Origin of the sequence: Agrobacterium sp. O3.4 (genome assembly GCF_041414895.1) — a bacterium.
In the GTDB taxonomy this organism is placed as follows: domain Bacteria; phylum Pseudomonadota; class Alphaproteobacteria; order Rhizobiales; family Rhizobiaceae; genus Agrobacterium; species Agrobacterium cucumeris.
The window spans coordinates 59,746-84,834 of record NZ_JALPZP010000002.1; the positions used below are offsets into that span (position 1 = coordinate 59,746).

Consider the following 25,089-nt stretch of genomic DNA (forward strand, 5'->3'; position numbering starts at 1 on the left):
GGCTCCTAGAGTTTCGAGAGAATGGCCAGGGCTTCTTCGTGCACGGCCTTGGAACCGGCTGCCAGAATGCGCCCGCCATTTTCCGGGCGCCCACCATCCCACGTGGTCATGATACCGCCGGCCTGCTCGATCACCGGGATCAATGCGCCGACATCATAGGGCTTCAGACCGGATTCGATCACCAGATCAACATGGCCGGCGGCCAGCAGGCAATAGGCGTAACAATCCACACCGTAGCGGAAAAGGCGGACCTGTTTCTCTACCTTTTCATAAAGCGGCTTTTCTTCCGCGGTGAAGATATGCGGGGTGGTGGTGAACAGCACCGCATCGGACAGAGACGCGCAATCACGCGTGCGGATTTTCTTTTCGCCATCGGGTCCGAAATACCAGGCACTTTCACCATCTGCGAAATAACGCTCTTTCGTGAAGGGCTGGTCCATGATGCCCATCGTGGCGCGGCCGGCTGAATGGAAACCAATCAGCGTGCCCCAGACCGGCACGCCGGAAATGAAGGCGCGGGTACCGTCGATCGGGTCGATGACCCAGATATGGTCGCGGTCGAGACCGACATTACCGTGTTCTTCGCCAAGAATGCCGTGCTGCGGAAAATGCTCTTCGATGAGCGCACGAATGGCGGTTTCTGCTGCCTGATCGCCTTCCGTCACCGGATCATAGCCGCCATCCTGCTTGTTGGTGACGGCAATGCCCGTGCGAAAGCGGGGAAGCGTTTCAGCACTGGCTGCATCGGCAAGTTTGAAGAAGAAATTCCGGTCGGGCAGCATGCGAAACCTCATTGCCTGGATGGTGGAGCCTGAATGATGTGGCCTGAATTGCGTGGCGAAATGCATAGACCGGAATCACATCCGCCGTCCACTCGTATGGATGCGGGAGCCGGTGTTTCCATATTTTCGGCATAAGTCTAAAAAATAGGCATAAAATAAAATGATTGACAATTGTGCACGCACTGCGTAGCGTGACCCTGCAGTCTTTGACTGTAAATACCCTCCTTGGGTGTTTCCTCCCTAGACTTGACCGCGCCAAAAGCGCGGTTTTTTTTGCCCGGCATGCCGCCAGACGGTCTCGTCTAAAGATTTGAAATATCGGGAATTTGGCGCGTTATTCGGCGGCGAGCGAGGTCTCGATCGCGTATTCCGAAACGAAAGCGCCGAGCTGACGCATGAAGATTTCCAGCGATGCCTGAATGGCCGGAAAATCGGCTTTCTTCGAAAGTGTCTTCTCATCGACGTAAAGCGACCGGTTGACCTCGATCTGCAGCGCGTGGAGGGAGCGAATGGGCCGGCCGTAATGTTCGGTGATGAAGCCGCCGGCATAAGGCTTGTTGCAGACCGCGATGAAGCCCAGCTCCTCCAGGAAATGCAGGGCGGCTCGGGAGACCTCCTGGGATGCGCTGGTGCCGTAGCGATCGCCGATGATCACATCCGGCCGGAGGTTCGAGCCGGCGACGCGGATATTGCCGGGCATGGAATGGCAATCAATCAGCACCGCCATGCCGAAATTGGCATGGGTGCGTGAAAGCAGCCGGCGCAGGCAGGCGTGGTAAGGTTTGTAGATCGTCTCGATTCGCGATAGTGCCTCATCGACCGGCAGGCGGTGAGCATAAATATCCATATTTTCGGCGACGATGCGCGGCACCGTGCCCAAGCCGCCGGCAACCCGCATGGAGCCGATATTGGCATAAGGCGGCAGGGTGCCTTCGAACATGCGCGGATCGAGCTCATAGGGCTCGCGATTGACGTCGAGATAGGCGCGGGGAAAATTCGCTTTCAGAAGCGGCGCGCCGATCTCGGGGGCGGCGGCGAAAAGCTCATCGACGAAATGATCTTCCGAGCGGCGAATCTCATGTGAATCCAGCCGCGCCGATTCGAGGAAGGAAATGGGATAACAGCGGCCGCTATGGGGTGAGTTATAGACGAATGGCAGGGTTTGAACGGCAGGCTCCGTTACTTCAAACAACTCATATTCGCCCGTTACCCAGTCCATTCAGACCCATTTACCATGTCACAAACTATCAGGATGTTCATGTTGCCAGTTACCGTGCAGCAAGTCCATACTATCGCCAAAGCAGCGCTATACCGATTCACGTGTTCACAGGATATTTACCGTGAAAATCCTATAATCGGGCTAGGGTATTCCAAACATTGAGCAGTTACGGTCACTTAACCATGAATCAAAAAATTCTTCTTGCTGAAGACGACAACGATATGCGCCGCTTCCTCGTCAAGGCGCTGGAAAAAGCCGGTTACAAGGTTTCTTCCTTCGACAATGGCGCAAGCGCTTACGACCGGCTTCGCGAAGAGCCTTTTTCGCTACTGCTGACCGATATCGTCATGCCTGAAATGGATGGCATAGAACTCGCGCGACGCGCGACCGAACTCGACCCGGACCTGAAAGTCATGTTCATCACCGGCTTTGCCGCGGTTGCACTGAATGCCGATTCGAAGGCCCCGAAGGACGCCAAGGTGCTTTCCAAGCCGTTCCACCTGCGCGATCTGGTGGATGAGGTCAACAAACTCCTTGTGGCGTAAGGCCTCTTAAAAAACCTTCACAAAACCGAAAAAAAGCAGTTGACGCATGAACCGGTTTTGTGGTCTATCCGCCGCCAACGGAGGGCGTGTAGCTCAGCGGGAGAGCACTACGTTGACATCGTAGGGGTCACAGGTTCAATCCCTGTCACGCCCACCATCCGAATTTTGATATCATTGAGAAATCCCCTTCTGGGGATTTTTCATTTTTAGAGACTGACACGCTTCTGACACGTGAACTAGCCTTGGTACAGTGTAGGTCAAGCCGAGCGTCTCGAAATAAGCGTCTATGGCTATTCGTCCTGCGCTCAAGTAATCCGGCGCGTAGTGCGCATACTTCTCCGTCGTGCTTGGTCTACGGTGCCCAAGAAGCCCCTCAATTTCCCAAGCCGACACACCACGACGGCGTAGTTCAGTAGCCATCGTGTGGCGCAGGCTATACGGCGTAATTTCTTTTGACAGACCTGCGTCAAATACGGTGGAGGCAAAGGTCTTTTTTACGCTTGCTATAGGTTTGCTGTTCCAAAGCACGAATGCGGGGATATCTGTCTGCTGGAGGAAGGGTAGTAGGGTATTCGTGATAGGGACGATTGGACGGTATTTTTTCGTCTGTTTTCTGCCCTTTGGGTTGAGGTTGATCCACCGGTCAGAAAGGTCTACCTGCGACGGAGAAAGCTGGAGGGCGGCTTCCGGTCGAGCCATGATGTTCAGTGCTATCATGCAATAGATGAACATATGAGGGCGCTCCTGCGCCTTAGTTAGTAGCCGTCTCATCTCCGCGAGCTTGACTAGATAGGGTTCTTTCTCGTCAGACCTGTCTGGCTCGTCGTAGATAAAGGGCACCGAGCTAATTTCGCCGTTCTTCCATGAGAAGCGAACAGCGGACCGTCCGACGGACATTGTCCGAGATACGTAGCTATTCTTGTAGCCTTTTGCCTTTAGCCAGAGAATGAACTCTTTCTGTTTTGGCGGCGTGAGGTCAGCAACCGTTGAGGCCCCCAAGAATTCGGTCCAGAGCGATAAAGCGTATTTTGCTTGGTCTGCCGATGCAATGTTCTTCGCATGGTGTTCCCAATACCGGTAGAAAACGAGGCCTAGTGGCATGTCCGCGGCCCTTTGATCCTTAGGTATTGTCTGCTTCAGGGCGTATTCTGCGAGGAGCTTTTTTGCTTCATGAAAGTCTTTTGTGCCAAGAGATGCGCGGCGTGTTTGTCCAGTGCCCGCGTCGTACCAAGTGGCTTTGTAGACGGTGCTGTTGTGCTGTGAGAGCCAATATTCGCCGAGTTGGTACCGTTCGTTTTGCATAGTTCTAAGCCTTTCAAAAATTCATCAATATGCTGGTGGGTGTAGTAGGCGGAGCGACCTATCTGGTAGCAGCCGATTTCACCCCGTTTTCGAATCCTACGGAGTGTGTGGATGGATTTGTGTATGCGTTCGGCTGCCTGCGTCTCGGTGAGGAGATGAGCTGAACCAGGTTCCGTAGACGCGCGGGATCGAGGAAATTTCAGCATTAAGCTTCATCCTCCGCGCTAGCGCTCTTTGCAGTTTTTACAATTTGGATGATCTCGGCGTTTAGGCTTCGCCCGTTTTTGCCAGCTTGATCGGAAAGCCAAGCTTTGAGTTCGAGAGGGAGTCGAATGTTGAAAGCAGAAAGTAACTTCATATTACACCTTTATGGTTCAGGACCGTTACGGTGTACATAGATTCCAGCTTGTGGTCTAGACCATTATGATCCATACCGATGCGATGATTAGCTATACGCAGATGAAAATTCGCCTATCGCAGGCACTAAAAGAGCAAATCGAGAAAAGTGCTACGGAGTCGAACCGTTCGCTAAACTCTGAGATAATTTCTCGCCTGGAGGCGTCCTTTCCCAACGTTGACTTTGGAGAAGGGCAATCGAGACGCGCTCTAAGGCGCGATAAGACGGAGATTGAGCTCGAAAATTTGCGCGCCGGACTTCGTGCCGAGGAGGCTCGTGGAACGGATCTAGAGCGACGGCTTAAAGAAGTTATTTTTAGACTAAACAAGTTGGAGCGCGGCGAGCGTAGCTAGTTCCTACGAACCAGCCCGTAATTTGGAAAGGGCACCTTCAAGCCCATCGGTGTCGAAAATCAGTGTTTCGACATGTCCGCAGTCGTCTTCATATCTTAATCTAATTTCATCTGCGCCGACGATGGAGTTCAGGAATTTGTCGGATCGAGTGCCTGGTTCGATTTTCAGTCGTCGCTTGTCTCTAGAAACGTCCCAACGCATTTGCATCGGTTGGGAAACGAGACCGTCTCTTAGCGAGATGAAATCGATGACAAGCCAATCTCCGCCAATCGTGCAGATATAGCTCCCCGGATGAATTACAAACGCTGTATTTTCCTTAAAATCTTGTCGTCTCTTGTCTGGTTTCCCTATGTATAGAGACTGCCCTTGGTCGTTTTCAACGCGAGCAAAATCTACATTTAATCCCGTGAAAGAGTCCTGCTCCACGATGTAGCGAAACGCTGGAACCATAATGTCGGAACGTGAACGCAGAGCATCTGCGTTTACTGGCGCCGGAGCATGGTGGTTAGGTGAGCGCAAAGACGACCGGACTGTCGAAACAGTGAACAGTACTATCAGTGATACCGCGATCAGGACCAGCCATGCCGCCGGAGAATTTGTCGTCGTCCGTGTCACTCTGGAAACGTCAGCTTTGCCGTTTTCTATTGATTTGAGTTGATCCCGTACCTTCTCAGAAAAGCGAACGCCGCGATCCTCGTTGTTTTTTGAGGTGGTGGTTCCGCCAACAGTAAGTGGTTCCGGCTTTTTTTCAGCCATTCTTGTCCCCAGCAGCATATCATCTCAAATTGACGATAGCATGCTTCCTTTGAAATGCAATTAATTGCAAATACGTATTTTTAATCCATAACGCCTAGCGTTTCTCCCGTTTTACATCTCCTCTTGGAGACGTAATCATGGACCTTCGTTCAACATTTGGGTCATGCGTTAAGGCGCATAGGCACAGGCTAAAGTTAACGCAGCAACAGCTGGCCGATCAGACGGGCATGTCTATCGATACGGTAGCGAAAATTGAAAGCGGAGCAATTGGGGCGAGTTTCGCAACAATCGAGAGGTTCATGAGGTTTTTTGCCGTGGATGCTGCAAGTTTGTTTCGGATTGATGAGACCGATCCTCGCTTTAATCCGCAGCTTAACACTGTTGTAAACAAGCTGGCGGCGCTCTCAGAGGGCGATCTGATTTGGCTATCAGCAATCGTTGACGCCGCGTTGAAGCCCCGCCCCCGGTAGCCACTATCTGTTTAGCCGCTAGTGGGGAAGAGAGCCTCGTCCGATGTCCCGCGCGCACGCAATGATGAGCTTTTGCCGTAGAATTTTGCAGGATTACCAAACGGCTAAAGTCTGCTGTCGGCCCAAACTGGTCATTAGGGATGAACTCGTCCAACGGCGGTTTTGTGTCTTCATCTCAGATGTTCCCTCATCTGCTAGAAGAGGCTAAAACCGGACGTAGAAACCAAACAGGTTGGCCGGTCGCGGCTTAAGCAACGGTAAAGGTAATAAATCTTGACTGCTTATGGGCGCAATAACTTCGAACTAAATTCTGCGATTGCAATCCGTGACATATATCGTTTGTTTTTAGTATTTAGCGGCGATGGGCAGCTTTTTGACCTTGCACCTGCACCGGACGATCCTCTTAGGCTGATGCGCGACGATCACTTCGCAGACGAGATTATCCATTTGCTGGTTGGCACCGCGGTCGCTAATCGCATTCATGCAGAACACATGAGCCTTTTACGCGCTGATCCAGCAGAGCTGAGGCACCAGCCAATTACTTTGCATTGTGGATCGCTCCAACCGGACATCTTAAGCAGCAACCGGGAGGTGCCGCTTACCTTCGAGCAAGCCTGTAACAAAATCATCCACGCCGTCCACATTGTCCCAGATTGCGGCAACCCCGCCGAAAATCCATTGAGCAGTGAAGTCAAGCTGCGAGGTCATCTGGGAAAATCAGCTTGGTCTGCATACCTAAATATTCCGCAATACGTCCGCGCATCGATACTGAATTTCCGCGACCATACGTGATCTATAAGAAAAACTAGCAGCGGCAAAACGCGCGCTCATGTTGGCCGCTGGCCGCCTGATCGCATTTTCCGAAAGAAGACACCGCTCCGGCAACTTCGTTAAGTCGCCTTCGCGCCTACATCTCGGCCGTCCGAGTGTTTCTCGCTGGTACCCGATAGTGTACGAAATGCTGACTTATCTTTCTCTCGCCGACCCTAAGCGCATGCTTCGATCGGGTCTGTGCAGCTTCGCACTGAAATTTGGAGTGAAGTTATTGCCGCTCGCACAGCGTTGGCCTTAAAATTGGTCAACGCAAACCCACTCCATATCGGCGAGACCTATTGGCCAAATCCACATTCCAGAAATCACTCGATAAGGCGGGTCAGTACATCGACGACGGATTTGACCGGAGCGATCCACAACTCACTGACCGGGCGTTCGCGGCTCTCGACAAGCTCGCCGCACGCAAGATTATCCGCGATGACGACGCGGTCCTCTTGCATTACTTTCGAGCCAACGCATTCAACAACCGACAGCACGAAGCCGGGCTAGAGCGGTCCTGGCAATGGGAAAGTGAGCACCTCCAGAGCGAACTGCTCGAATTACGCAAGGCTGCTAGGCATAAGGGGTTTGAAAAACTCGGCCCGATCCGGCGCTGCCAAATTTTGACTAATCTCGGTAGTAAGCTCAATTCAGTCGGTCGCCCTGTTGAAGCCCTGCACTATTGGAACAAAGCGCTCGCGATTGAGGGACGTTTTGCCATGGCGCTCTTTAACAAAGGTTCGGGACTTCTGAGCTATGCAGACTCGGTCAGCGATCCCGGACACTCTCAACTCATCGCTGCGCAAGCTTACGATAACTTTGTGGCAGGAACAGCTCCGGATGCTGTGCACGAAAGTTCGGAGAACGCGGAGCTTGTTCCTCATTTTGCTGAGCGAGCGAAGAATATTTCAAAGTGGCTCAACGTGGCATCCGCCAACGCGAATTTGGCGGAGGAACACAGTCTAGGCCGCTCAAGGGCAGAGATGGTCTACCGTCGTTGGTGCCTGGAGAAGCGGCTGTTTCTCAATCCCATGAATGACCTTGGCACATATTCGATTGCCGCAACAGACAACTTGGTTCTGCCGTCCATCAGACTTCCGATCGCCAAGGGGGGAGCGCTGCCACCGGCTGTCTTCGGGCTTTTCAATCAGCTTAAGCAGGAATTCACTACGGCAAGGTTATTCCTTTTTGAGGCTATGACAGCCAATACAGCGCACTTCGCCGACAAGGGCGTGAAGCTTGCAAACACGCTCGACTATCCGAGCTATGGGGTGAACGTCGAAAAGGCGCGACAGGCCTTTCGAATGACGTATGCCTTGTTCGATAAGATTGCTTTCTTCTTAAACCACTACCTCGAACTTGGCATTTCCGAGAATAAGGTCTTCTTCCGCTCGATCTGGTATGAGGAGAAAGGAAATCCAAAACCGCTCCGTCCGTTCTTCCTGGATCGGGAGAATTGGCCGCTTCGAGGCTTATTCTGGCTATCCAAAGACCTTTATGATCGTGAGTTTCAGGAAGCCACGGAACCGGACGCGGAAGCACTGGCGCATCTGCGCAATTATCTCGAACACAAATACTGCCAGATTCATGAGCAATGGGGCGCGACCGTTCTTGATTTAGACGATGCAGAAACCGAACAGGTCGGACTTCACATCGGAAGGCAAGATTTTGAGGCAAAGGCGCTGAGGCTAATGGGACTCGCACGCGCCGCGATAATCTACCTTTGCTTGGCTGTTCATCGAGAAGAGAGCCTCAGGAAGAATGAAAGCGAAAACGCAATTTCGATGCCGATGATTTTCGACACATGGGATGATAAGTGGAAAGTATAGACGCAGGTGAAGTGCCAAGCGGCTATCGTGCCATCGTTCCCAAGCAGGGCGTCGATCACTCTCAAGGATTGTGTCCCTCGACCCGCTCGCGCTTTACCGTGAAGCATGAGGTGCCAATCCTCAGCGAATCATTGAAGAAACTGCATTCTTGATACCCGCTACGCATCGCGTCCGCTTGCTCCGACCGCCCATGTCGGCCATTCGCCCGAAGCGGACATGGCTAAGCAACACCAGGTTCGGCATAATTTTCTAAGATACGCGACAGACAAAGAACTAGCACGCAAAGCAACGTGGAGGAAAAATGATGGACGATGCAGATGAAGAGCCGGTAACGTCGGACGAAACAAAAGAGGCTTCGCGGTCGCCACAAGCCACTGTCACGCCAGCGGACCTCCGGAGCATTGACTACAACGCGATCGTGCGCGACCTAAAGTCTGCCTACGGTAGCCGCCTTGAGAATGAGTTCATGAAGGCAATGCGACTCAACCATGACAATGAGCCCGCATTCAGCGTTTACCGTCTGCTCGCGTCTGTTTGCAGTCTGCACTTTCGTTTGCATGATAAGGCGGGTGCTTTCGGCGCGAAAATGTCGATCGGGAATCGGCGCACGGCCATACCCGAGGACTGGCTTGGTGAGCAGACCGACTATTTCTTTGAGATTGTGGATGAGGTTGAACACCCAGCACTCCGGGCTCGGCTGGCTGATGTGGTTTGGACAAACGACCGCAAGAAAGGCAAGGCCGCCACGATTGCGGTGGACGCGTACTGTGAGTGCGTGGAAAGCCTCATGAACGGAACCTACGAACACCGCTTCGAGACTAATAACGGGGTTTCCCTAGAAGAGGTCGATCTTATAGAGCGAGCGTCTCAGATACACGTGAGGTCGAACAAGCGGACTGCACCGATGCACGATCGTGTCGCGGCGCTGCTCAACTCGCTCTACAGCCGCGCTCTTTTCCACGTCGACGTCGTGCCGTTGAATCGGATTGCAACGCTGCTTTTACGACATTCTCTGATAACGCTGGACCAGCTCGCTGCCGATATAGAGGCGGCAGCAACTGCAGCCGAGCATAAACCCGATTCCTATCCGGAAGCTATCAAGGAGTTATGGGACCTTGCAGCGTTTGCTCATAAGCAAGCCAATCGGCCTGAAGATCGGCGACGCTGTCAACTTGCTGCCGTAGAGCAGACGCTCAAGATGGCGGCACAGATAGGCTCGTCGTCCGGTTCCGCGCACTGGTATCGACAAGCAATTGGGGAGTTGCGGGAGATACCAGGGACTCAAGAGCGGCGCGAAGAGCTTCGCAAAGAAATGCGGAACCTACAGGAGAAATCACTCGAAGAGATGGGTTCGTTCGAGATGCCGATTGATTTGTCCGATGTCGTCAGTGGCACAATTGAGGTTTTCGAAAAACTATCTCTACCAGAAGGGCTCAAGCAGTTCGCGTTGTTAATTCGTCCTGCCAGCGCGACGGAGATGAGAAAGAAAGCTACTGAAAAGGAGGGCAGCTTCGTAGACATGTTCGCGGCCACCCACCTAGACAGCGAGGGGAAAATCATCGCTGAGATCGAGGGAGCACCACTCGACGGATCGCCGCCAAGCGAGGCTTGGATCAAAAGCAAGATGATCCAGCATCTGCAGATCTCGATAGAGATTGCTGTGAAAGGCGAGCTCGAACCCGCCCGACGGTTCCTCGCAGGAGAATTCCCATTATCCGAGCGGCACTTTCGCTTGATCGTGTTGCAAAGCCCATTCGTCCCACCCCATCACGCTGCAACGTTTGCTCTTGGATTTGCACGTCTGATGCAGGGAGATACGCTCTCGGCAGGGCCGATCCTCATTCCTCAACTGGAACACTGCCTCCGACACGTGCTGGTCAACAGTAGTACCGACACTTCAACGATGCGGAATGATCTGACGCAGGAGGATCGGTCGCTCTCCACATTATTAGAGACTTATCGAAACGAGTTGGTCGCGATCTTCGGCGAAGACATCGTGCTGCACATCGACCTAATCTTCAATCATCGCCCAGGTCCTGCTCTTAGACACGAATTTGCTCACGGAAAAGTAGGTGATCGGAGCTACGGGGACCCGGTAATCTACTACGCCTGCTGCCTCATTTATTTCCTGGTCTGCGTCCCGCTCATACCAAGTTGGGCTCAGTATGTGGCACCAGCGATCGAAGCTGGGTCCTTCTGACCACAAATTGCGGTGTGCGGCCAGAAGTCTGTAACGTTCGCTAATGGCGCAAAGCGGAAGACCGCAATTGGCGCAAAAGCACCGCTTACTCTGATGCCCAATTGTCGCAAACTACATTCAAGATCCCTTTTCCTTCGATGCGGATTGCCTAGAGGGTGCGCTTTCCGAGAGATCCAAACTTTGGAACCTGAGTCGGGCTTGCTGCATACTAGGGTTGTAAAAACTCTGGGTTCTTTGTTGACTACGACCGCCTCATATTGTCCAGTACCATGCAACGCAATTTGGCCGGTACCGCATGACTGAGATTGAAAAGCTATCTGTTTCGCTGACAAAACACGGTGCATACAAAGTAGCTCGACTGATCGAGCATTTTGACGTTGATGCGGTTCTCGAAAACACATGGGATACATACGACGGCATTCGAATTGACCGTGCTCAAGCGGCTAAAATCTTGTCCGCACTACCGGATGGAACATTACCTGGCCTTTGGAATGAGGCGAAAAAGCATGGGCCTGAATCGATCAAGGCGCTTGTTTTGCTTGCGATAGTTTTCAGCCATTCTGAATTGATTTCGGTGTTCCAGGCTGGAGTAAAAAGCCGTAACAAGGGTAGCATTAAACGTGGGCAGCTAACTGCTGCAAAAGCATTTACCAATTTGAAAAATAACTTCGTCGAGCTTGGATACTCCGAGACCGCCGACGAGGAGCAGTTTAGCTATGATTTTTCAGCAATTACTGGTGATTCAAATCTGGCTCCACTCGTGGTGGAGTTAATGCGCCTAAAACTGATTGCAGCGAAATGGCCTGGAACTAATGATATTATTGACGAGTGCGTATCGCTCAATTTTCATCGAGTTCTAGCCCTTTCCGAAGCTGATTTTCGTTCTTGGCTTACTAACGTGCCAGCCGCAAACCGCGATGAAGATGAGCTCCCCAATAAAGTCGACCCTGAGACTGAAGTCGTGAAGGCTTTCAGCTTTAAAGCGGGCCACGTTAACAGAAGCACCAATGACGTTGTTCGTCGTGGCTCTGGAAAGCATCCCAAAGCCCGACTGCTACACAACGCGTTACAAAACGCGCTCTATGCATATCTCAGCGGGAACTATGGCGAAGACAATGTTGGGACTGAAGTTCCTACAGGAGCCTCTGACACGTCAATTGATTTGGTAAGGCGCGACGGAAACGACTTTATATTCTACGAAATAAAAACCGTTGTTTCGCTCAAGAAAGCCGTGAGAGAGGCGCTTCCGCAGCTTCTTGAGTATGCTTATTGGCCCTCTGCGAAGCGCGCAGCGCAGCTAATTGTCGTCACCCCAAATAAATCCACTTCTGAAGCTCGCCAATATCTCAGTTTGCTCCGAGAAACATTCGAAATCCCGATTTTTCACGAGACAATTGACGCAGTGACCGGGGCTCTAAGCGATAGGATTTAAGAAAGACGTCGAGCTATCAATAGAGCCTCTTCAACATCGCGCATACGGTCGGCCCGTCGTCCCATAGTCATGTGCTGATAATCCTTCGTGAGGACTTCGACTGAATAAGAAGTACCGAACACATCGGCTGCTATAGAGCCGATTTGTATGAGATCGAGAAGGGCCGTGTTGCTATAGCTCAGCACAACGTTGGACCCTGTGAGGCGAACTCCATCAAACATTTCTTCGAACGCTGTAGGAACCTTGCTACGAATACTAAATGGCGATTGATGTCGTTCTTCTCTGTAACGTCCCTTAACAACTTGCCCTGCTTTTAGCTGAAGGTCAGGGTAATCGTAGAGCACAAATGTCTCGATCGCGTGATAAAATCTACTGTAGTGGACAAACGCATAAGGTGGGTCAGCGTAAACCGTGGCCTCGCTCAGTTCAGCTATGCAATCTCGGTAATCGAGTGCTTCGAACCGATGGTTTGGCTGTGAGCTGACGTACCTTAGGTTCCAGTCTCGGATTGCGAGAAATTTGCGCTCAAAATAGCTGCGAAAGCTCTTTTGTCGGTAGATGTTTATGTCGCGCATAGAACTTTGAGTTTTAGCGTCGCGATATTGTGCGTAGTGACCCGTACCTTGCCCGCAATATGCCATAGCATGCATCGCGCATGTTAAAAGTATGGCATGGTCACCTTCATTCACCTCGCTACGCTCCAGCAAGCCATCAATCGCACTACGAATCGCGTCAATCCAAGCGCATTGTTCAGCAGACCACCACGTTCCTGCGTAATTTTTGAGGAAGAGATGGTATTTATGATCAAAGCTTAACTCAATGAGACCCCTGTTGCGGTTCTCAATCGCGTTGAACTCTTCTAGCGACGGTGACGTGGGATATGAGTAGTCCTTACCCAATGTACTGAGGGTGTGTTTAACTGAAGCGGCAACTTCCTCGCAAATTCGATGGATGTCTAGAGTCGCGGCTTTATCCGATAGACGGTGGAGATACACATGAGCTATTACTCTAGAATAATTCTGGATGTCGTTGGTTACAATTCTCGTTTGATCGCCGATTGCGCCTGACAAGCTACATGCGCCCGCAAACAAGTCGCAAACCGTGTCTCCAATAGCAGCGATGTTAAGCCCTTCAAGTACGAAATCCATCAATTTCGCTTTCGAACCCATATACTTGATCACTAGCGGGTATTCCCGCTTTTCAAACGTAACTGGTATTTCTTGAGAGCGAAGGGCTTGCATTGACATAAAGGTTCCTTCCCATTCCATCGGGTTTTGCCACCAGATCGCGGGCAAAAAACGCCGAAGCAGCTATCAAGGTGATAGCACACTTTTGGATATGGTTTGGTATTTGCAAGATTTTTCCACCTGCAATTCTCGGCAGGCGTTCTGGTAGCAATCATGTGCCCCCTCGGATTTTTGACGCGATTTCAAAACTAACGACCTAAATGGTCTAGGCGCCGAGGAACGATCAGTTGCTCTGAGCGCCATTGGGTTGAAGGCGCTCACGCAGATCTTCCGTATTTCACCCCTCTAAATGCCAAATCGTGACCCGCCTGAGCGAAAACCGCCAAGGTTTCAGTCTAAGGTTTGGCGAGTCTTGTGAGCTGTGCTTCAAGCTTGCTTAAAGGAAATACCTTGAAGTCACATTCAACAGAATTATCGGCGATAACTGAGTTAAGTCTGTTATTGAAGTCGGCGCAGTTGAAATCGTTATCTACACCTCTAAGCCGAGATTTACCTTTGTCAGCTACGCCAAAAACAATATAGCCACCAAATGCGTTATGAAATGCAACCGCATCCTTTATGATTTCGGATGTCTCAATATCAAACTGCCTACGAAACCCTCAACCCTTCAGTTGGCTCTTTAGCAACTTTTTCTTTGTAATCCCAGAGTTACTTCTCATCGTCATGAGGTTTTCCATCAGGAGGTAGTAAAGAGAAGACATCCGACGTTAAGTCTAAATTATCGACCATGATTTTAAGGCGATTGATTTATCTCCGCTGTGGACAGTTGGCGCACGCGGTTTCTCCCTTTTCCCTAATCATATGGAAGTTGCATGGCATGGCGCGTTCTACCGCATTCAGTTAACAATTTTTGGCGTGTGTGGAGCAGGCAGACTTTGACTGAGGCGAAGGCGCAATATTGGCGACCGTGCGTTTAGTTCACCAGCGTATGGCGTTTTATAGCAACCTACCTGTCACAAACACAGGCTCGCTTTTGTCGATCGATAAACAGCGATCTTTTAACCGTCGGCCTGCTATTCCAAGCTTCGCAAATTGGGGGAAAGGTAGCATGATTTCGAGGTTATTTGCGGCGACAACGGAAGAAGATTTCAATCTGTCTGCAAATGGTTGGTTCCAGTTAACATTGATCGCCGCTGCACTAGGGTTCATATTTTTTCTTTGCAGCGGTATCACAGTCGCCACTCAGCCTAACGCGGAAACCAAACAAAAGATTTCGCAGGCCTTTGCACCCTTTCTTGTTGGCGCAGTTGCCATCGTGACATTTTGTGCTGCCATATGGCGCGGCAAGCTCAACTCAGAGCAAATCAAACAACAAAAGCGCCAGAACGACGCGAATTCTGGCAGAAACTGAAACAAGTCGAAATTGTCGAATCCACCCCTTGCGCGACCAAAAGCAGATGTATATATCATGGGCATGATAATTCACACCAAGGATAATGGTATGGACCATATCGATTTTGATTTGACCGACTTTGCATATGACTCGCAGCATTTCCGTGAACTGGCTGAGACCGAACTGGGCCAGGAAATCCTGAAATTCATGACGCATCCGGTCAACGTGGTCCGGATGCAGACCGCAACCGAGCTGGAGCGTGTCGCCGTCGAACCCCTGGGCAAATACCTGGTAAAAGAGTTCGGTGAGGACGTCATTGACGACCGGATCAAGCAGATGATCGGCCACATGGCTAGGCAGATCATGGAGCACATCGGCTACCAGCATGATCGCAAGAGCCTCCAGATCACACGTCCGGGCCTATTCTCCTCCGGCAGCACATATCGCAATGACGTGAAATCCGAAATGCGGATCACTAAGGAACAGCGTGAAGCTTGGCTGAAAAACACGGCGCAGTCGCCGTTCAATAAGTGGCTCGATGAACAGGTGCGCACCGACGGTAAACTCGACCTCAATAAGCTTTATGAGGTCGCTGAAAAGCATGGTGTCACGAAGCGGTATGATCACCTCAATCCTGGTCAGCAGCGTATGAACATCGGGGTTTTGCTTCGGAAGATGGTGAAGATCGCAGCTTAGGCCGCGATCTCGAAACCGCTGGAAAAACAGCAATTTCTGCGCTACTGGAAATTGCAATCAGGGGGATCGAATGCGTTTTCTACAAATCTTGTCAGCCATCTGCATCAGCAGCGTTTCAACAGCTTATGCCGCAGATGAAGTGCCGACAGCACAAGGCTTGCTGGAAAACATCTGCATTGGCAGTCGCCTCGATGAAAAGCTACTTGAGCCTTTCGTGAAACAGACAGCCGCCCATTTTGGAGCAAAATCCATGAAAATGGAGGCGGACATGCTGCCATCGGTAAATCCCGATGCGACATCAGGTTGGCTGATCGGAAAAGACGACCGGTCTTTCGCCATCGCGTTTGCAAAGAAGATTGTCGATGGCATGCCAAGCATAAGCTGCTCTATCGTGACCCAGGCAGATGATAAGGCGGTTGCTGATCTCCGGACGCACATTGAGACGACCTACAAAACACGGAAAATTGCAGACCAGAAGCAGGGTGGTACGACCATTGCTGTCTACAGCGCGGAGTTGTTAGGCTTCTCATCACCTAAGAACTTCAGCGTCCAGCAAGTTCACGCTGGGCCAGGTCTGGATGGCATGGTCATGGTTTCGTTCTTCGACAGCTCTGCGAACTGAGGAGTCCGGATGACGGCATGCGTAAGGATGAGCCAAGATGACCAGGACGCCTCGACAACAAAAGTATTTTGGCTTGAGGTCGTCGACAGACCTATTTCTGAAATTGGTCTACGACATCGAACGTCTGCGTAATGCCAACAGTTCGACGGCCATCCAATATGCTGCCATCGACGCAGCCGTGACCGGATCACATATTTTGGATTGGGTGCTGGTTGAGCTGGATTCTAAAGCCTACCTGCGGCTCACCGGCTTAAAGAAGGGCAAGAAGATCAAGAAGGGCGAAGTTGGTCCGATCCAGACTTTTATCCACCTCAATGAAAAGGAAATGCCCGCAATCGATTATTGTCGACGGATCGCCAATAACGTGAAGCACAGGACATCGGAGCTAGGCGGTCCGATGAAGGACATGGCCATCGGGAGTACCGTGAAGCTAATCTGGAAAGACAAGAAGCTCACTGACACCCACCCAACCGCATACATCCAAAAAGAGCCAGGTGGTGAGAAAATCAACGTCCTCGATCTGTTCGACAGCATGGCAGAGCAATGGCACGACTTCTTGGTCGGTGAAGGTCTTTGGGTCGAACAACCACCCGACTGGGACGACCAAGCCTAGACGTACTCTCCATCTGACAGATAGCCATCGCCACCGATAGCGTCTCTTATCTGGCCTCTTGTATTGTCGTACGGGTTTAAATCAGGGGCCAGAGGACCTTCAGCCCGCTCAGCTGCCTGTTTGTAGATATTGCCACGATCTGGGCTCAGGGTGAGAAAAAACTGGTCCTCCCTGAAGAGCATCGCCCCATCTCGCATCTCAATCCATTCTCCAGCATCAGGTGCCCGATGAGCTATTCCCTCGTTGCCTATGAGCAGTAACATCGGCACGGTGCTTCTCTTGTTTTCGTTCCAACCATAGTAACGGTCGAAAACATACGCCGTGTTCCAGCGCGGATGATCCTCGATGACTTTGTAAGATTTTTCGTAGACGACCTTAAATTTCTTCATTTTTAAGAATTCGACCAGGAAACGTTCCAAAGTTGCCTCGTCAGAAACGCCATCTGGTCCGGCACCATATCTATCGATGTCGTCGGCACGGCAGACAATGCTATGTTTGCATTCTCCACGCCAAGTTTCCACTGCGACAACCTGAGCCTTCTGCAGTGGGGTGAATTTGCCTTCCAGCCGGACAATCACGAAATCATTCGGTTCAACACCGAACTTGCAGTTCACAGGATAGGGATTTCCATCTTCGGAAAATCTCACTTTCGCTATGCGGTACTCAGCCATATTTATCCTGCACTACAAAGTTGCTGTTTACAGAGCAGTGAGCTTTATAATGGCTGTGAAGTCAACGCTTTGATCGCAGAGAGCAATAGAGCTGCCCAGGCAAGCTGAAATCGCTGGAAAAATCGCTGCGCCTATGCAATTCCTGGTCGCAGAACAGATTTGAAGAGAGTGACACCACATGGATGACCCGCAGAAGACCCTCGCGGATGAGATAGTCAAAATGACCGAAAAATATTGGGCTGATGAAGAATCGCCGTATCTATTGGCTGAGCTGGGTCCGAAGCTCGGAAGCTATCGCGATATTATTGCTCCACTCACGTTGAAACAGTTTGCCAGCGGACTGAGCGACAGAATTAAGGTCGTTCAGCATTCGTCGAAGAAGGCCAAGATCGGCCTGATACCAGCGGCTCAGTCGTATTCCTTCGATCAGGTCGTTGAAGCCGCCGAAGTGGCGCAGGAAGTGGCTGAGACCAAGAGCAAAGAACGACGGCGCTCCAACAAGTATGTTGTCCTGAATTTCCTGCAGGCGCTCGCTACTCTGGATGATGAAGACCTTCGTGGTGTCGTCATTCCCGCGTTCGTATTGGCAAAGCTCGTCAAAGAAAAATAAATGACCGTTCAATTTATCGTTGTCACGCAATCCGACGACGTCTTCCGATATGTCGGTGTAAAGCGAACGAACATATTCCCGAAAGACCTAAGAGTTGGCCTTCCGGAGATTTTTGCCAAATTCGAGGTTTACTCGATAAAGGCGGCGTCCTCTGCTGAAGCGAAAAAGATGATTTTCGAGCACGCTTCTAACGGCTTTGATGAAGTCAGTGGAGCGGTGATCCTCCTCGACGACACCTTTAGCGATATCGTTGTGGAACTTGGTCGCATATTCTTCGTCGTCAAATTTGATCGCAACCTCGGCGGAATGAGCGTCCATAACTATTTTAATCGGTGTTTGCCGCCGATATCCAAGACGTTCGCTTACTTCGCGAGCGAGTTTGACAATGAGAAGCGTCGAAAGATGTTTCTTCTACCGCTAAGAAATTTCGACGCTGACGAGCTACAGGATTTGCTGAAGGTTTTCCTGCAGGGGGTTCCGATGAAGGGGCTGCCCCTGTCGATCAATCAGTTCTATGGAAAAATGCGAAACCGACAAAAACCGAAAACGATCAAAACAAATGACCAGTCGTCATATTACGTCGACGATAACGATCATTTCTACTCGTATGGTCCAGAGCACCACGCGCTACCTGAAACGAAGAATCCGCCACATGGAGACGCGTGTGCTTACACATCCAGGCTCCGGTTCGGTAAGCGTTACGATCACGGCAAGCACTACAACGTGTCAAATGAAGCTGGAAAAATTGCCGGGAATTTCGATGATTGCCACGGCACGGCCACCCCGATCAAAGAGCGCAAACATATCAACATGTTTCCGAACGATTATATGACGTAGAAATGCGAACGGGGACGTACGAATACGTCCCCGCCGAAATCTAAGGCCTATGCGGAACTTCATTTCACCGCTGCGGTAAGATCAGATCACGACATTGTCGCTGCTCAAAATCCACCGACACAGACGCCAGGCTGAGGGATACCTAAATAAATAGGTTAAACCCCTCTGCATAAAATGACACAAGGCGTATTGAGATATGGGCTATGTACGAGTGTTTGTCAAATTAATTGGAAATTTCGTTGACGCACGAATTGACGCACAGTTAATCGCACGAAAAGAAATCCGATGATAAATTCGATTGCAACGGAATTGCACGATTGAAAATTTCGGTGACGCAAACGGATTGACGAGCAATTTACACTGTCGATGATCGACTGGCCATGATTGCTTCACCGATCTCACGCTTCCGGGCATCGAGCGCGGCGATCTTCCCATTGATGGTTTCGATATCAACCTTCGAATTGGCGATCTGCTCAGCCAACAGCGCCAGCACTTTGTATTGGTCAGCTATTATAGGATTGACGACGTCATCCTTCATGTCCGCGACGCTGAGTGCTGCGGCATCATCGTAATCGTCGATCATTTCTCGGATGATTTGACCGATCTGAAGGTCAAGTTTCAGGATTTCGTTGTAGTATTCGCCATACAGCCGGATTTCGAGCGTTTTCACATCGTCGACGGCATAATTACGAATGCCGAGTTCCATCAAGCACGCAGCACTCAACGGACCCATTGTATACCGCTGCATGAGAAGGCTCTTCCAACCTCCTCTCGGAAATTGCTGGAAGAATTCGACATCGGCGACCAGATGAGCCCACACGTGGACGGATGCGATGTCCTTAGACGCACGAACTAGCTCACACCATCCTTCTTCGACCAGAACGATTTTGAGCAATTTCGCACGCTGACCCTGCTGACAAAAATAGAATTTACAAGTATATGGCTTGTCGCCGTGCATTAAGAGCTGCGAGCGGAGTTGGGCACACATCAAATAGAACTATCAAAATCGACTTAAGCTCGGAGCCTCAAAAACCGATACCAACTATATTGGGCTGCTCGAGGTTACGAGTAACGGGTGGTACCATCGCCGGCTCCAGATACGAGAAGATCAGAGCGGAGATGTTGCTGGAGTTAAGAGATGCCACAGTGAAAACGGCGGTCGTTGCAAAGGAAGCTTGGTCGTTTAAGGGATGCGCATTTATCGATTGCCACATCAAATTCTTAGCGCAGGATTTTATCGAAAATAACAGCTTTACGAATTGTGATTTTTCAGGCGCTGAGACTTCAAGAATTGGTCTTACAGACAGAGACGGTGGCTTTTTAAAGAAACTCGAAAACGCAGGAAACTACTATGTGACCGGGACACCTCCTGAAACCATAGGAAATATAAATCCAACACTTGCTCTGTAAGCAAAATCTCACGGAAGAAGTAATCGTCTTGTCAGAAGCCGACCGCAATTAAGACGGGCTCCATCCTGACAGCTAAATGTTAGATAGCGGCGATTGAATCCCGAATCGCCACTACTTGACTCCTATGACTCGCAGTACATCCCGTAAACCTTCACAAGACAGCGCTTGCAGCGTTGCTCTCGAACAACTCCGTTAAGCGAATGTAGCGAGCCAGCATCTGCTCTGATTGGTGCCCTGTTTGGCGGCGTATTTGCCAGCTCGACGCTCCAGCCTGTGCTGCGCTTGTTGCGAAACCGGCTCTCAAACTATGACCAGAGAAGAGCGACGGATCGACGCCGATGGCACTTATTCTCTCTTTCACTATCTTTGCAACGGAGCCATCACGCAAACGTACCTCCGAAATACGTCCGTGCCGGTTGATTGGCCTGAATATGGGCCCGAACCGGATGCCAGACGTTTCCAGCCAAGCTTCAAACGCAGCAACAGGGCAATGACGAGTTCTACCAAACGGGATGGCAATCTGTCGGCCGTTGCCCTCTTGGTCTGTCTTGCTACGGCGAATGTTGATTATGAGCCCTCTGCGAACGACCTTAATGTCAGCGACGTCAAGGGCAACTAGTTCACTACGTCGAAAGCCTCCTGCGAATCCGATTAAGAGTAAGGCCTTGTCGCGGAAATCACGAGGGTTAATTGCCATTGCATCGAGAATCGAAAGCAGATCATCCCGCAAAAGAGGATTAACCATTTTGGGGGCGGCACCAACTGAACGATTGATGCCTTTGAGTGTTGCCTGAACAATATTGGTCTTCGTAGGGTCCTGCAGGCCGATAGCGCTATGGGCGTATGAAAGTGACGCGACCCATCTTCTAAGTGTGGCTGCTTTATGGGTTTTCGCATGGGTGGCGACATACGTCGCAACGAGCTCTGGACTGCACGGAATTCCTCCTCCCCAGCGCTCGAAACGCCCAACGTCTGACGCATACGCACGACGGGTATTGAGCGCAACACTCTGGGAGACAAACTCTCGAACTGACTTTCCCAAAAATTCCAAACCAGGGACTTGTGCAATTGATTGCAAATTTTCGCTGCTTTCAAATCTCAGGAGGTTTAACCCCTGATAATGAGAGTTATCGTGGGTTAGATCGCTCATGCTTCATCCCTCAGTGCGACGGTTCCGGTCAAGCCGTTATAAGATTTCGGTGCCTCTCGGAGCCTTCTGCGAATTTCATTGAGGTGGTCGAGGTTGGCGAGCACTATATTTGTGATTGCCTCTACTCCTGGGTCTGGTGTGCCTATCTTTGTCATGTCGGTTTTACGACCAAGAGCGAAAAGCGCGTCGGATTTGGTCCAAGTTATCCTGTGGTTCAAGGCTATCGCATCTGCATAGAATGCGGCCATGCTTGCCACTTCGATCGCTTTATACTCAGGCACAAAGTCAGCAATGCAGTCCCTGACGACGCTGCTCTCGCGTAAAAGTTGTCTTATGGCTTGCTTTCCCAATCGGGTATGTTTGTCGAAGGTGTAACTCGGCAAACCTCCGCATAGCACTGACCGTGGCGCGGGCTCCCGTAATATCATTGGCGCTTCACGTGTTTCGCGAATAGCTACCCATAACAGAGCCACCATCACAACGATTGGCTCGAGAGTCTTTTCAGAAGCCCCCTCGATTGCGGTGGACACACCGGGTGGCAAACCAATTTCTTCCAATGCCCGCATTAGGCTTGGTAAATCACCCTTCGATAGAACACGTGGCCCGCCTCCGTTGATACCGGATGCCATCCACGCTGCCGTAGCGCGCTCTAGGAGCGGCGTGCGGGGGTCGGTGGCTGTCTCCACCATCTGCGCTATTGATCTCCCCGCCACGGACGCTCTGAGGCCCTCTGTGAAGGTGGCCTGCTTAGCGGTGCATATCAGGTAGTCGGTCTCTCGATTCTTAGGTGCTGTGCTCATCTGCTTTGTGAGCTCTAAAATTATCTCACCATCTGTTCCAGCTTGTCTCCGGACGTTTCGATCAATCGCATATCGCGCAATGTCGCCGCAAAGGGGGAGATCGCCGATGCCGATGTCTTCATAGGCGATGAGTGTTAATCGTCGCCAGATTGCATTGCCTCGTAGTTTGTGGAAGTTGATGGCCGCCGCTTGGGCGTATTCTGTCTCGCCACGCCGTACAGCTTTTTGGAGCAATGAGCTGGCGGTCCATGCGTCGATTGCAGGTAATAAAGATTTTATGTCGGGCATTCAAACCTCCTTGTTGTTACAGGGAGGTCATCCATCATCGAGCGACCCAATAAGGACGATAGCTAGCAAATCTGTCTATTCAAGAAATTAGAACGCTTTCACCCAATTAAAAAAATGAAATTTTCTTTTGCTGAAAGGAGATAGCTGAAAACGCTATGTTCCGCCAATGTGTGTCTCTAACCCGTAGCTTGTAACCTGTTATTTCGGGTAAGGAATTTCTCCGAAAGCTCAAGTTTCTTCCCGTCTCCATAGCGAGGCTTGCCGAGCGTATGGCCTATTTCTATCTTTGACCGAAATATTATGTCCCCTGTAATATAAGATAGAAATAGGTATCTTATATTACAATAGGGGGCATAATGCATTCGGTCATTTGATGTGTGTCAGCGTTGATAGCGTCTTTTGACTGCTTTTCGCCGAGTAAGCCTTTTGCTCTTTCATCAAATGCATTTCTATTCCGACGGAGTTAAAGCGTAGAATGAAGCTCGTCGGAGGGAAATCATCATAGTATCGGAAGTAGCCTTCGTCACCGAGTAGTGCGATCTGAATTTTTGCTCCCGCCATAAATGCTGGTACATCGTTTAGGACGAGCTTGAATATCTCTGGAGCTTTCTCCATACCCCACTCGTCTGCAAGGCCACCCAAATGGCCATATTGGGCACCATTTATCCTCCGACCAGTTTTGGACAGCCATATTTTGGCAAGGATATTTTGGACGTGCTTCTTGGTTTTTACCCCGTAAACGCCTTCACGAATGAGTGTAACTTTCTTGCCTGTATCAGGGTCTAAAACACATTCCCGAACGAACGGCGGTTTAGAGATCAGTCGGCGGAACGTTTCTACCGAAAAGCCAAGTGTACTAACCCACCAAGCTTGTGGCCTTTTCGCCCACACAAAACCATTGTGGTTGTAAGGTTCGGCAGTGGTGAGCTGACCTACGAGTTTTTGGATAGCGCCAACCTTTTGCGACGGCGCTTTTGCGAACGAGTGCTTTTGAGCAGTGGTTATCGCTTTTTCGACGTGTTCCTTACTGTTGACCGCTAATGCTTCTTTGCTATTTTGTGACATCGACTGAGGATTCCTATGGATGCTGTTCTTTAGCCGTAAAATGGGCGAGGTCGTAAAGATGAGCCCCAGCTGCGAGCCGCGGACACGCCTTCGTTCCCGAGACAGTGATCGCGCGGGCACCTACACGCGGGTGACACGTGAACCTCTGGAAACTGTTGGTAATGGTGGATAGCTGCTGGCAGGCGGTAGTAGCATTTGCTATCAGCTAGCTCTGTATTCGTTGATGTTCATAGACGTTGACATCGTAGGGGTCACAGGTTCAATCCCTGTCACGCCCACCATCCGAATTCATGAAAAGGGTTTCTGAGTGATCAGAAACCCTTTTTTCGTTTCTGGCCTGCGTCAGTTCAATCTCCCCACATGATCCGCAAGAGGTTTTCACAACGTCTCGAAGCGTGAATATCCGCAAGCGGCAGATTGCCCCCGATGGGACCTTATCGCCAATCTTCCCCGACAACGTTTGCGTTGATTGCAATAAATTTCACATAACAAAATAAAATTCAAACCACATTGACGCCCACTCGGTTTGCGGATATCTCATACTCATGCAATAAATTACAAAGTTCAAAATTTATTGCGGACTAGCTCATTGTCCTTGGGAGGGGAATATGTTGGCTTTTCTGAAATCGACCGTTGCCGCGGGTGTTTTTGCCGTGGCGGTTTCCGCTGGCGTGGCTTCACCGGCCGCCGCTGCGGGCAAATTCGCCTGCGAACCGGGTGAGACCTATGTGATGAACGTCATGGTTTCCAGCCACCCCTATTGGGTGCCGGTCTTTGAAGGGTTCAAGCAGGCCGCCAAGGCGCTTGGCTGTGAGGCTGTTTTCACTGGCACGCCCGAATATGACATCACCAAGCAGATCGCGTCCTTCGAACAGGAACTGGTGAAAAAGCCGAAAGGCATTTTGCTGCATCCAATGCAGGCTGATCCCTTCATCGAACCGATCAACAAGGCTATTGCCTCAGGTGTGTCGGTGACGACCTTCGCGGCTGACTCTCCGAAGTCGAAGCGCACCGCCTATATCACCTCGGACAATGTTGCCGAGGCGAAATTCGCGGCTGATGAAATCGTCAAGAAGATCGGCGAAAAAGGCGAATATGCGGTTCTGGAAAATCCGGGCCAGAGTAACCACGATCTGCGCGTCACCGCCCTCATCGATTATATGGGGCGCACCTACCCGCAGATGAAGCTGGTTGGCCGTCAGGCGACCAATCAGGATTCGAACCTCGCCTATCAGGCAACTGGCGCATTGTTGCAGGCCAACCCCAATCTGGGCGCCCTGTGGATTCCCGAGGCCGGTTCGGCCGAAGGCGCGACGGCCGCTGTTATGGAGGCAAAGAAGAAGGTCCTGATCCTGCACGCGGACATTACGCCTGCGACGCTCGAGCATATCAAGCAGGGCAATATCTACATGTCCATCAATCCTAATCAGGGCGTACAGGGCTTTATGGGTTTCATGAACACCTTTCTGGGTGCCCATTCGGATCTGATCGACCCGTTCAACGACTATAAGGTGTCGGGCTTCAACCCGATGCAGGTTCCGTCGATGGACAATGGTTTTGCCGTGATTACCAAGGCGAATGCCGCTTCGTTTGATCTCAACGACTATATGAAGGGGCGCTGACGCGTCGCCCTTGAACCGGCGGGGTTT

27 protein-coding genes, 1 tRNA gene and 1 pseudogene are annotated in these 25,089 nt (G+C 50.9%); 16 read left to right on the forward strand and 13 right to left on the reverse strand.

The window, feature by feature from the left end; genetic code table 11:
- Positions 1-5 precede the first annotated feature (5 nt).
- Both hisN and M0412_RS12930 read right to left on the reverse strand, forming a co-directional pair.
- Positions 6-782 (reverse strand): histidinol-phosphatase, encoded by a 777-nt coding sequence (hisN, locus tag M0412_RS12925; protein ID WP_269698897.1) that lies wholly within the window; start codon positions 780-782, stop codon positions 6-8.
- A 334-nt stretch (positions 783-1,116) separates the two neighbouring features.
- Entirely contained in the window at positions 1,117-2,001 is an 885-nt protein-coding gene (locus M0412_RS12930) for an N-formylglutamate amidohydrolase (RefSeq protein ID WP_046799046.1), read from the reverse strand.
- Positions 2,002-2,183: 182 nt separating this feature from the next.
- Here M0412_RS12930 and cpdR point away from each other — a divergent pair, with 182 nt between their 5' ends.
- Both cpdR and M0412_RS12940 read left to right on the forward strand, forming a co-directional pair.
- The gene (cpdR, locus tag M0412_RS12935) at positions 2,184-2,546 is read left to right on the forward strand and encodes a cell cycle two-component system response regulator CpdR (RefSeq protein ID WP_003497910.1); all 363 of its coding nucleotides are present in this window, start codon (positions 2,184-2,186) and stop codon (positions 2,544-2,546) included.
- Positions 2,547-2,628: 82 nt separating this feature from the next.
- A tRNA-Val gene (locus M0412_RS12940) sits at positions 2,629-2,703 on the forward strand.
- A gap of 14 nt (positions 2,704-2,717) precedes the next feature.
- On the opposite strand, the gene M0412_RS12945 is transcribed toward M0412_RS12940, so the two are convergent.
- The 3 genes and pseudogenes from M0412_RS12945 to M0412_RS12955 form a co-directional block, all read right to left on the reverse strand.
- Positions 2,718-3,848: a site-specific integrase gene (locus M0412_RS12945; protein WP_269698898.1), complete on the reverse strand. Its 1,131-nt coding sequence runs from the start codon at positions 3,846-3,848 to the stop codon at positions 2,718-2,720.
- A 23-nt stretch (positions 3,849-3,871) separates the two neighbouring features.
- A pseudogene (locus tag M0412_RS12950) lies at positions 3,872-4,054 on the reverse strand (helix-turn-helix domain-containing protein); the annotation flags it as partial.
- Positions 4,054-4,206, reverse strand: a complete 153-nt coding sequence (locus tag M0412_RS12955) for an Arc family DNA-binding protein (protein ID WP_142841708.1) — start codon at positions 4,204-4,206, stop codon at positions 4,054-4,056. The pseudogene M0412_RS12950 and the gene M0412_RS12955, both read right to left, overlap by 1 nt.
- A 101-nt stretch (positions 4,207-4,307) precedes the next feature.
- On the opposite strand from M0412_RS12955, the gene M0412_RS12960 reads away from it, so the two are divergent.
- On the forward strand, positions 4,308-4,598 hold the full coding sequence (locus M0412_RS12960) for an Arc family DNA-binding protein (RefSeq protein ID WP_371338319.1): 291 nt from the start codon (positions 4,308-4,310) through the stop codon (positions 4,596-4,598).
- A gap of 3 nt (positions 4,599-4,601) precedes the next feature.
- Here the strand turns inward: M0412_RS12960 and M0412_RS12965 are convergent, their stop codons facing one another.
- Positions 4,602-5,354 carry a hypothetical protein gene (locus tag M0412_RS12965; protein WP_142841707.1) on the reverse strand — a complete coding sequence of 251 codons (753 nt, stop codon included), beginning with the start codon at positions 5,352-5,354 and terminating at the stop codon, positions 4,602-4,604.
- A gap of 137 nt (positions 5,355-5,491) precedes the next feature.
- Between M0412_RS12965 and M0412_RS12970 the strand changes: the two genes are divergently transcribed.
- From M0412_RS12970 to M0412_RS12990, 5 genes are all read left to right on the forward strand, one after another.
- Positions 5,492-5,824, forward strand: a complete 333-nt coding sequence (locus tag M0412_RS12970; RefSeq protein WP_142841706.1) for a helix-turn-helix domain-containing protein — start codon at positions 5,492-5,494, stop codon at positions 5,822-5,824.
- Positions 5,825-6,097: 273 nt separating this feature from the next.
- Entirely contained in the window at positions 6,098-6,616 is a 519-nt protein-coding gene (locus tag M0412_RS12975; RefSeq protein ID WP_142841705.1) for a hypothetical protein, read from the forward strand.
- Positions 6,617-6,936: 320 nt separating this feature from the next.
- On the forward strand, positions 6,937-8,466 hold the full coding sequence (locus M0412_RS12980) for an LA2681 family HEPN domain-containing protein (protein WP_142841704.1): 1,530 nt from the start codon (positions 6,937-6,939) through the stop codon (positions 8,464-8,466).
- A 301-nt stretch (positions 8,467-8,767) separates the two neighbouring features.
- On the forward strand, positions 8,768-10,666 hold the full coding sequence (locus M0412_RS12985) for a hypothetical protein (RefSeq protein ID WP_142841703.1): 1,899 nt from the start codon (positions 8,768-8,770) through the stop codon (positions 10,664-10,666).
- 295 nt (positions 10,667-10,961) lie between these two features.
- Positions 10,962-12,098 (forward strand): hypothetical protein, encoded by a 1,137-nt coding sequence (locus M0412_RS12990; protein ID WP_142841702.1) that lies wholly within the window; start codon positions 10,962-10,964, stop codon positions 12,096-12,098.
- On the opposite strand, the gene M0412_RS12995 is transcribed toward M0412_RS12990, so the two are convergent.
- Both M0412_RS12995 and M0412_RS13000 read right to left on the reverse strand, forming a co-directional pair.
- Positions 12,095-13,366, reverse strand: a complete 1,272-nt coding sequence (locus M0412_RS12995; RefSeq protein ID WP_205125322.1) for a DNA adenine methylase — start codon at positions 13,364-13,366, stop codon at positions 12,095-12,097. The genes M0412_RS12990 and M0412_RS12995 overlap by 4 nt on opposite strands.
- Positions 13,367-13,680: 314 nt before the next feature.
- Positions 13,681-13,923: an ATP-binding protein gene (locus tag M0412_RS13000; protein ID WP_371338320.1), complete on the reverse strand. Its 243-nt coding sequence runs from the start codon at positions 13,921-13,923 to the stop codon at positions 13,681-13,683.
- A 320-nt stretch (positions 13,924-14,243) separates the two neighbouring features.
- On the opposite strand from M0412_RS13000, the gene M0412_RS13005 reads away from it, so the two are divergent.
- The 4 genes from M0412_RS13005 to M0412_RS13020 all read left to right on the forward strand — a co-directional run bounded on the left by M0412_RS13005 (position 14,244) and on the right by M0412_RS13020 (position 16,609).
- Positions 14,244-14,696, forward strand: coding sequence for a hypothetical protein (locus M0412_RS13005; RefSeq protein ID WP_142841701.1), 453 nt, complete (start codon positions 14,244-14,246; stop codon positions 14,694-14,696).
- 90 nt (positions 14,697-14,786) lie between these two features.
- Positions 14,787-15,374 carry a hypothetical protein gene (locus M0412_RS13010; RefSeq protein WP_269698899.1) on the forward strand — a complete coding sequence of 196 codons (588 nt, stop codon included), beginning with the start codon at positions 14,787-14,789 and terminating at the stop codon, positions 15,372-15,374.
- A 70-nt stretch (positions 15,375-15,444) separates the two neighbouring features.
- Entirely contained in the window at positions 15,445-15,996 is a 552-nt protein-coding gene (locus M0412_RS13015) for a hypothetical protein (protein WP_142841700.1), read from the forward strand.
- A 37-nt stretch (positions 15,997-16,033) separates the two neighbouring features.
- Positions 16,034-16,609, forward strand: coding sequence for a hypothetical protein (locus tag M0412_RS13020; protein ID WP_269698900.1), 576 nt, complete (start codon positions 16,034-16,036; stop codon positions 16,607-16,609).
- On the opposite strand, the gene M0412_RS13025 is transcribed toward M0412_RS13020, so the two are convergent.
- Positions 16,606-17,280 (reverse strand): hypothetical protein, encoded by a 675-nt coding sequence (locus M0412_RS13025; RefSeq protein WP_142841698.1) that lies wholly within the window; start codon positions 17,278-17,280, stop codon positions 16,606-16,608. The two genes, M0412_RS13020 and M0412_RS13025, sit on opposite strands and share 4 nt — an antisense overlap.
- A 178-nt stretch (positions 17,281-17,458) precedes the next feature.
- On the opposite strand from M0412_RS13025, the gene M0412_RS13030 reads away from it, so the two are divergent.
- On the forward strand, positions 17,459-17,890 hold the full coding sequence (locus tag M0412_RS13030; protein WP_142841697.1) for a hypothetical protein: 432 nt from the start codon (positions 17,459-17,461) through the stop codon (positions 17,888-17,890).
- Positions 17,891-18,727 (forward strand): hypothetical protein, encoded by an 837-nt coding sequence (locus M0412_RS13035; RefSeq protein WP_142841696.1) that lies wholly within the window; start codon positions 17,891-17,893, stop codon positions 18,725-18,727.
- A gap of 355 nt (positions 18,728-19,082) precedes the next feature.
- On the opposite strand, the gene M0412_RS13040 is transcribed toward M0412_RS13035, so the two are convergent.
- Positions 19,083-19,685 carry a hypothetical protein gene (locus M0412_RS13040; protein ID WP_142841695.1) on the reverse strand — a complete coding sequence of 201 codons (603 nt, stop codon included), beginning with the start codon at positions 19,683-19,685 and terminating at the stop codon, positions 19,083-19,085.
- Between the two features lie 188 nt (positions 19,686-19,873).
- Between M0412_RS13040 and M0412_RS13045 the strand changes: the two genes are divergently transcribed.
- Positions 19,874-20,137 (forward strand): hypothetical protein, encoded by a 264-nt coding sequence (locus M0412_RS13045; RefSeq protein WP_142841694.1) that lies wholly within the window; start codon positions 19,874-19,876, stop codon positions 20,135-20,137.
- Between the two features lie 151 nt (positions 20,138-20,288).
- Here the strand turns inward: M0412_RS13045 and M0412_RS13050 are convergent, their stop codons facing one another.
- The 3 genes from M0412_RS13050 to M0412_RS13060 form a co-directional block, all read right to left on the reverse strand.
- The gene (locus tag M0412_RS13050; protein WP_142841693.1) at positions 20,289-21,287 is read right to left on the reverse strand and encodes a site-specific integrase; all 999 of its coding nucleotides are present in this window, start codon (positions 21,285-21,287) and stop codon (positions 20,289-20,291) included.
- Complete coding sequence (locus tag M0412_RS13055) at positions 21,284-22,375, reverse strand: hypothetical protein (RefSeq protein ID WP_269698901.1); 1,092 nt, start codon at positions 22,373-22,375, stop codon at positions 21,284-21,286. The genes M0412_RS13050 and M0412_RS13055 overlap by 4 nt, the downstream gene beginning before the upstream one ends.
- A 366-nt stretch (positions 22,376-22,741) precedes the next feature.
- Positions 22,742-23,440, reverse strand: coding sequence for a hypothetical protein (locus tag M0412_RS13060; protein ID WP_142841690.1), 699 nt, complete (start codon positions 23,438-23,440; stop codon positions 22,742-22,744).
- Positions 23,441-24,048: 608 nt separating this feature from the next.
- Here M0412_RS13060 and M0412_RS13065 point away from each other — a divergent pair.
- Positions 24,049-25,062 carry a substrate-binding domain-containing protein gene (locus M0412_RS13065; RefSeq protein ID WP_142841689.1) on the forward strand — a complete coding sequence of 338 codons (1,014 nt, stop codon included), beginning with the start codon at positions 24,049-24,051 and terminating at the stop codon, positions 25,060-25,062.
- The last annotated feature ends 27 nt before the right edge of the window (positions 25,063-25,089 follow it).

Bases quoted from the DNA above. Each gene is read 5' to 3' on its own strand.
- hisN (WP_269698897.1), bottom strand. From the start codon at position 782: ATGCTGCCCGACCGGAATTTCTTCTTCAAACTTGCCGATGCAGCCAGT.
- M0412_RS12930 (WP_046799046.1), bottom strand. From the start codon at position 2,001: ATGGACTGGGTAACGGGCGAATATGAGTTGTTTGAAGTAACGGAGCCT.
- cpdR (WP_003497910.1), top strand. From the start codon at position 2,184: ATGAATCAAAAAATTCTTCTTGCTGAAGACGACAACGATATGCGCCGC.
- M0412_RS12945 (WP_269698898.1), bottom strand. From the start codon at position 3,848: ATGCAAAACGAACGGTACCAACTCGGCGAATATTGGCTCTCACAGCAC.
- M0412_RS12955 (WP_142841708.1), bottom strand. From the start codon at position 4,206: ATGAAGTTACTTTCTGCTTTCAACATTCGACTCCCTCTCGAACTCAAA.
- M0412_RS12960 (WP_371338319.1), top strand. From the start codon at position 4,308: ATGAAAATTCGCCTATCGCAGGCACTAAAAGAGCAAATCGAGAAAAGT.
- M0412_RS12965 (WP_142841707.1), bottom strand. From the start codon at position 5,354: ATGGCTGAAAAAAAGCCGGAACCACTTACTGTTGGCGGAACCACCACC.
- M0412_RS12970 (WP_142841706.1), top strand. From the start codon at position 5,492: ATGGACCTTCGTTCAACATTTGGGTCATGCGTTAAGGCGCATAGGCAC.
- M0412_RS12985 (WP_142841703.1), top strand. From the start codon at position 8,768: ATGATGGACGATGCAGATGAAGAGCCGGTAACGTCGGACGAAACAAAA.
- M0412_RS12990 (WP_142841702.1), top strand. From the start codon at position 10,962: ATGACTGAGATTGAAAAGCTATCTGTTTCGCTGACAAAACACGGTGCA.
- M0412_RS12995 (WP_205125322.1), bottom strand. From the start codon at position 13,366: ATGGAATGGGAAGGAACCTTTATGTCAATGCAAGCCCTTCGCTCTCAA.
- M0412_RS13010 (WP_269698899.1), top strand. From the start codon at position 14,787: ATGGACCATATCGATTTTGATTTGACCGACTTTGCATATGACTCGCAG.
- M0412_RS13015 (WP_142841700.1), top strand. From the start codon at position 15,445: ATGCGTTTTCTACAAATCTTGTCAGCCATCTGCATCAGCAGCGTTTCA.
- M0412_RS13020 (WP_269698900.1), top strand. From the start codon at position 16,034: ATGACCAGGACGCCTCGACAACAAAAGTATTTTGGCTTGAGGTCGTCG.
- M0412_RS13025 (WP_142841698.1), bottom strand. From the start codon at position 17,280: ATGGCTGAGTACCGCATAGCGAAAGTGAGATTTTCCGAAGATGGAAAT.
- M0412_RS13030 (WP_142841697.1), top strand. From the start codon at position 17,459: ATGGATGACCCGCAGAAGACCCTCGCGGATGAGATAGTCAAAATGACC.
- M0412_RS13035 (WP_142841696.1), top strand. From the start codon at position 17,891: ATGACCGTTCAATTTATCGTTGTCACGCAATCCGACGACGTCTTCCGA.
- M0412_RS13040 (WP_142841695.1), bottom strand. From the start codon at position 19,685: ATGCACGGCGACAAGCCATATACTTGTAAATTCTATTTTTGTCAGCAG.
- M0412_RS13050 (WP_142841693.1), bottom strand. From the start codon at position 21,287: ATGAGCGATCTAACCCACGATAACTCTCATTATCAGGGGTTAAACCTC.
- M0412_RS13055 (WP_269698901.1), bottom strand. From the start codon at position 22,375: ATGCCCGACATAAAATCTTTATTACCTGCAATCGACGCATGGACCGCC.
- M0412_RS13060 (WP_142841690.1), bottom strand. From the start codon at position 23,440: ATGTCACAAAATAGCAAAGAAGCATTAGCGGTCAACAGTAAGGAACAC.
- M0412_RS13065 (WP_142841689.1), top strand. From the start codon at position 24,049: ATGTTGGCTTTTCTGAAATCGACCGTTGCCGCGGGTGTTTTTGCCGTG.